Origin of the sequence: Bradyrhizobium sp. 956_D2_N1_4, from assembly GCF_052076025.1 — a bacterium.
Lineage (GTDB): Bacteria > Pseudomonadota > Alphaproteobacteria > Rhizobiales > Xanthobacteraceae > Bradyrhizobium > Bradyrhizobium barranii.
Window position 1 is genome coordinate 8,921,359 of record NZ_CP197237.1, and the last position, 6,142, is coordinate 8,927,500.

The following is a 6,142-nucleotide window of genomic DNA, read 5'->3' on the forward strand; positions in this document are numbered from 1 at the left end:
CTTCCGTCAGCATTTAACCGGCAAACTCGCGTGCCGGTTCCACCGGGCAGGTTTCCTCCGCGCTACTTCCTGGTGACTTTGTAGATCGCGTTCTCGATATCGGAGGAGAAGTAGATGACGCCGGAGGCCGATGGCGACGCCGGTCGGGATGTTGCTGGGCAGGCCGCCGGGTGCGCCCGTCAGGCCGATCGGAAGATTGGCAGCGATCTCGGTGACCTTGCCGCTGTCCGGCGCGATCTCGATCAGTCGCCTGGCGCCCACTTCCGCCACGATCAGCCTGCCGTCGCTCCCGCGCGCGATGCCTTGATGCCGCTTTGGCAAACAAAACTTGACGTTGTGGCGCAGTGAAACGACGTCGTTCCACGACGTCGCATCCAGATCATGTTTTTCCAGAGATGTCCGGTCGATTTCGGCCGGTTGAGGGATCAGCGGTTGGTGACCTGCAACGGGCCGCCGGTTGCGTCCGAAATGCGGGCGATGGCGCCATTGCGGCCGCTCATCATGGCGTCGAGCCGGTCGCGTTCCTTCTCGAAGCCCGCCAGCACCGTGCCTTCCAGCGAACGGCCGCGCGGCAATTTTACGCGCAGCGGATCGACGAAGCGGCCGTTGACCAGGATTTCGTAGTGGACGTGGGGGCCGGTCGATTGGCCGGTCGAGCCGACGAAGCCGATCACCTGGCCCTGCCGCACCTTCTTGCCGATCTCCATGCCCTTGGCGAAAGCCGACATGTGGCCGTAGGCGGTCTCGTAGCCGTTGGAGTGCTTGATGCGGATATATTTGCCGTAGCCGCCTTCGGGGCCGACCTTCTCGAGCACGCCGTTGCCGGAAGCGAAGATCGGAGTGCCGTAGGAGGTGGCCCAGTCGACGCCGGTGTGCATCTTCACATAGCCCAGGATCGGATGGCGGCGGCCGCCGAAGCCGGAGCGCATGATCGCGTTGTTGACGGGCTTCCTGACCAGGAATTTTTTCGCGCTCTTGCCGGTCTCGTCATAGTAGTCGACGACGCCGTCGTCGGGGCTCTGGTAGCGGTAGTATTTCTTGGTCTCGCCGCCGACCGTGAGGGAGGCGAACAGCACGTCGTTCTTTTCGCTCGACGTCACGCCCTCGTCTTCGCCGGCATAGAACACGTCGAATGAATCGCCCGGCTGCACCTTGCGCTGGAAATCGACGTCGTAGGAGTAGATCTTGATCATGTCCTCGATGACCGGCATCGGGACTTTGTTGCGCATCGCGGTCTCGTAGATGCTCTGGTAAAGCCGTACGCCGGTGCCGTCATCGTCGTCATCGTCGTCGCTGTTGGCGTTGGCCGCGGCATCGGCGACGGTGTTCATGCTGGAGACGTCGACCGCGACGTATTTGCCGAGATCGGACAGCGCCGCGATCGCCTCGACCATGGTGTCGTTTGCAACCACGACGCGATAGGGTTGGAGGCGGGCGCCGGGGCTTGCGGGCGCCATCAGGATGCGGAGTTTTTCGCCTTCCTTCAGGCCGCCGTCGCGGCCGCGCGGGCCGAGCGTCGCGGTGATCGCCTTGATCTCCTCGGCCGTCGCGCCGAGATCGCGCAGGACGGAGCCGACGCTGTCGCCCTTCTTGACCACGTGGACGCGCTCGCCGTTGGGATTGCCGCCGGTGATCTGCTCCTTGGTCTTCGGCAGCAGCGTGACGTTTTCCGGCACCACGCGCGTCTCGAAGCCGGCATAGGGATCGGACGGCGACGCTTCGGTGGCGTAGGCCATCTTCATGTCGGAGGGGCCGGTCGCGCCGGAGACGTCGGCGGTGGCATTGGCGAGCGAGGCGTAGCGCACCCCGCCATTGCCGCGCCAGTTGGCGGCGTCGCGCACCCGCATCAGGATGTCGTCGAGCGCCACCACGGCGGAAATCTTGGCCTTCGGCAGCACCGGCGACAGGTCCTTGGTGACGAAGGAGACTTCGGCATCGGGCTCGACGGCTTCGGGATTGTTCGGATCTTCCGCCGCGGTCTTCGGATCGGAGCCAACATCGGTGAGCAGGCGCTGGGCGTTGAACGGTGGGATTTTCGCCGACAGATCGCTCGTCGTCATCGACAGATTGCCGGCGATCCGGACGAACGGGCGCACCCGCATCACGTCGCGGTTGCCGACGCGGGCGACGGTGGAGACGCGCATGATGTTGCGCGAGGCCGTGGATTCGTTCGGCGGCGGCAGGCGGTCGCTCTTGTGCAGCGTGGCGGCGCGATCGGCCGCGCCGAATGCTCCGCGCAGCGCGCCTTCGACGCGCTCAGGCACCTTGGCGAAGGTCATCTCACCGTCGAGAGAAGCGAAAACGGCGCCGCCGATCAGGGCTGCGCCGCAGAGTCCGGTCAGAATTGTCCCGCTGAACCATTGCACGGAAACGCGGCGGCGATCGATGACGGCGGCCTCGGAACCATCGACGGACAGCGGCGGCTCGTGGCCGAGATCGATGATCCCGGTCTCACGCCCGTAAGCGCCGCGCGACGTCCTGTGGTTCAAACCAAGTCCCCCAATCAACGACCCAAGATGCCTGCTTTCGAACCCTTCCTGGCCGCCCTCTTGAAGGGGGATCGCCGGAAAAGGCAAGCCGCACAGGCGCCCGCGCTCAGAAAGCCCTCGATGGGCCGGCCGAAATTACGAACAGCTGGACGGGTAAAGGTCTCTCGATGTCTCTCGAATGTCGAAGGAAGGCTGCGTCATCTGCAAGATCGCCTTCCTCTGACCCCATGAAAATCGCCGGCAGCCCCCACTGGCATCCCGCGATTCAAGCTCGTCTGTACCAGAACGCCGCGGGATTGTGGCTCTAGTACGGCGCCTAATATGGAAAAAGTTTCCTGAACGGCCGGGCGCAAGAAGCCCGTCTGGCAGGCGCCGGGGGACTAGGTCTGGCCTGGGGTGGAGCTCGGTCCAGCCTTGGATGGGGCTCGTCTGCCATGGACGAGGGCTCGGTCCGGCCCGAATGGGCCTCCGCCTGTCCGGGCCCCGGGGGCGTCTGGAAGGACGCCGGGGGAGGGTGCCTGGAGAGGCGTCCAAAGCCCCCTCCGGAGCCCGCCGGCGGGCAAGCTTTTTTTGAGATTTTTTGCGGTGCAGCTTTGATCCGGCCATTGGCGGCCCTTCTAATTGACTGGGATCGCTGGATTTTTTTCGATGATCCACCGTGCGACGATTTGTTGACAATGGGCGTTGACAATCCCGGGCGGGGGGGCCTATAACCCGACCACTGAGCGCGGCGCCGCCGGGTCAATGACCAAGGCGAGCGAACGCGCCACTGATGCTCCTCACCTTGTTGAGTGACACAACAGTCGACGTAAGTCGATTGGAGTTCATTCATCGTCGGTAAGGGTGTCGGAACCCTTCCACTCTGGAAGGTTGGGGCCTCCTGGTCCCGGGCTGTTTGACAAGTGAAGATGAAGAAAGAGAAACGTGGACGGCGGAGTCCTTGCGCCTCTCGGACACTGAAGAGCTTCGGCTTTTGAGTTCTGAGAGGGGACGAAAGACTTCGGCGGTACACGTTTTAAAGGAAACACCATCGCTGCCAGCGATGTGAATCGCGGGCAGCTCGACGACTTCGGTTGTCGAAATAATGGTGGGACCTCGTCAAACGTTGTGATCAGCCGGTTCAAAGTTCAAGTCCAACTTGAGAGTTTGATCCTGGCTCAGAGCGAACGCTGGCGGCAGGCTTAACACATGCAAGTCGAGCGGGCGTAGCAATACGTCAGCGGCAGACGGGTGAGTAACGCGTGGGAACGTACCTTTTGGTTCGGAACAACACAGGGAAACTTGTGCTAATACCGGATAAGCCCTTACGGGGAAAGATTTATCGCCGAAAGATCGGCCCGCGTCTGATTAGCTAGTTGGTGAGGTAATGGCTCACCAAGGCGACGATCAGTAGCTGGTCTGAGAGGATGATCAGCCACATTGGGACTGAGACACGGCCCAAACTCCTACGGGAGGCAGCAGTGGGGAATATTGGACAATGGGGGCAACCCTGATCCAGCCATGCCGCGTGAGTGATGAAGGCCCTAGGGTTGTAAAGCTCTTTTGTGCGGGAAGATAATGACGGTACCGCAAGAATAAGCCCCGGCTAACTTCGTGCCAGCAGCCGCGGTAATACGAAGGGGGCTAGCGTTGCTCGGAATCACTGGGCGTAAAGGGTGCGTAGGCGGGTCTTTAAGTCAGGGGTGAAATCCTGGAGCTCAACTCCAGAACTGCCTTTGATACTGAAGATCTTGAGTTCGGGAGAGGTGAGTGGAACTGCGAGTGTAGAGGTGAAATTCGTAGATATTCGCAAGAACACCAGTGGCGAAGGCGGCTCACTGGCCCGATACTGACGCTGAGGCACGAAAGCGTGGGGAGCAAACAGGATTAGATACCCTGGTAGTCCACGCCGTAAACGATGAATGCCAGCCGTTAGTGGGTTTACTCACTAGTGGCGCAGCTAACGCTTTAAGCATTCCGCCTGGGGAGTACGGTCGCAAGATTAAAACTCAAAGGAATTGACGGGGGCCCGCACAAGCGGTGGAGCATGTGGTTTAATTCGACGCAACGCGCAGAACCTTACCAGCCCTTGACATGTCCAGGACCGGTCGCAGAGATGTGACCTTCTCTTCGGAGCCTGGAACACAGGTGCTGCATGGCTGTCGTCAGCTCGTGTCGTGAGATGTTGGGTTAAGTCCCGCAACGAGCGCAACCCCCGTCCTTAGTTGCTACCATTTAGTTGAGCACTCTAAGGAGACTGCCGGTGATAAGCCGCGAGGAAGGTGGGGATGACGTCAAGTCCTCATGGCCCTTACGGGCTGGGCTACACACGTGCTACAATGGCGGTGACAATGGGATGCTAAGGGGCGACCCTTCGCAAATCTCAAAAAGCCGTCTCAGTTCGGATTGGGCTCTGCAACTCGAGCCCATGAAGTTGGAATCGCTAGTAATCGTGGATCAGCACGCCACGGTGAATACGTTCCCGGGCCTTGTACACACCGCCCGTCACACCATGGGAGTTGGTTTTACCTGAAGACGGTGCGCTAACCAGCAATGGAGGCAGCCGGCCACGGTAGGGTCAGCGACTGGGGTGAAGTCGTAACAAGGTAGCCGTAGGGGAACCTGCGGCTGGATCACCTCCTTTCTAAGGATGGTTCTTCAGAAGCTTGCTTCTATCGAACCGTTTTAGAAACATCAGTGGCCAACGATCGTCAGGATTGTTGAGCTGCATTGGCGGGATTTCGCCGTCTTCGTTTCTCTTTCTTCGCGGACGAACACGCGCTGGGGCTGCAACCTTGCAGAATCCCTGGTCCTTGACTGGATATGCGTTAGGGGCTTGTAGCTCAGTTGGTTAGAGCGCGCGCTTGATAAGCGTGAGGTCGGAAGTTCAAGTCTTCCCAGGCCCACCACACTCATCGAGTGAGCATTCGTCTTCTGGTTACGGGGCCATAGCTCAGCTGGGAGAGCGCGTGCTTTGCAAGCATGAGGTCGTCGGTTCGATCCCGTCTGGCTCCACCAGATGGTTTGATCATCGACTGATCGTGCATCTAAATCGTCCGCGAAACATCACTTCGCACTTACTAGTCCGGATGGACAGTGAGCTGCGTGATTTCTGACATCGTAAAGAGGAGATCGATCCGAGTTGGATCGGGCAACAAGCAATTGTTGCGCGATACTTCATTATCTCCGGATCATTTCGGCGCTCGTGCGCCTTTCAACGTAGCTCGCAAGGCTGCCTCTGAGAGGAATGCGAGTTGTAAATGATCCTTTTAGCGAAGCTTGACCGCCTCGCTATCGGAACGATCTTACGAAGCAAGCTGGTCTTTCTAATCATTGTCCGGCTGTGAGAATAGCGTTCATCGAGGGCGCGCGCCGCAAGGCAGTTCTTACAGACAACATTCTGCCGAGTGTGTGGACATTGATAATGAGAGCAATCAAGTGCCTTAAGGGTGTTCGGTGGATGCCTTGGCGCTGAGAGGCGATGAAGGACGTGCTACGCTGCGATAAGCCGTGGGGAGCTGCGAAGAAGCTTTGATCCATGGATTTCCGAATGGGGAAACCCACCTTCGATAGCCGGAACTCCAAGACCTTTGTCGAAAGACATTGGTGTGGGGTTCGATCAGAAATGAGAGATGCCTAGGCCTTTAGATTTCGATCGAAGAGGTTTTGGATTT

1 protein-coding gene, 2 tRNA genes, 2 rRNA genes and 1 pseudogene (1 of these 6 cut by a window edge) are annotated in these 6,142 nt (G+C 59.6%); 4 read left to right on the forward strand and 2 right to left on the reverse strand.

From position 1 onward, the window contains the following. Positions 1-62: 62 nt before the first annotated feature. Positions 63-315 (reverse strand): annotated as a pseudogene (locus tag AB7535_RS42295) (hypothetical protein); the annotation flags it as partial. 110 nt (positions 316-425) lie between these two features. Continuing rightward, the gene (locus AB7535_RS42300) at positions 426-2,489 is read right to left on the reverse strand and encodes a M23 family metallopeptidase (RefSeq protein ID WP_354114284.1); all 2,064 of its coding nucleotides are present in this window, start codon (positions 2,487-2,489) and stop codon (positions 426-428) included. 1,134 nt (positions 2,490-3,623) lie between these two features. Between AB7535_RS42300 and AB7535_RS42305 the strand changes: the two genes are divergently transcribed. The 4 genes from AB7535_RS42305 to AB7535_RS42320 form a co-directional block, all read left to right on the forward strand. Then, positions 3,624-5,112, forward strand: a 16S ribosomal RNA gene (locus tag AB7535_RS42305). Positions 5,113-5,300: 188 nt separating this feature from the next. Then, a tRNA-Ile gene (locus AB7535_RS42310) sits at positions 5,301-5,377 on the forward strand. Between the two features lie 33 nt (positions 5,378-5,410). Next, positions 5,411-5,486 (forward strand) — tRNA-Ala (locus AB7535_RS42315). A gap of 414 nt (positions 5,487-5,900) precedes the next feature. Beyond that, a 23S ribosomal RNA gene (locus tag AB7535_RS42320) occupies positions 5,901-6,142 on the forward strand; it runs 2,631 nt beyond the window's last position. The 16S and 23S rRNA genes sit together here with 2 tRNA genes alongside, the layout of an rRNA operon.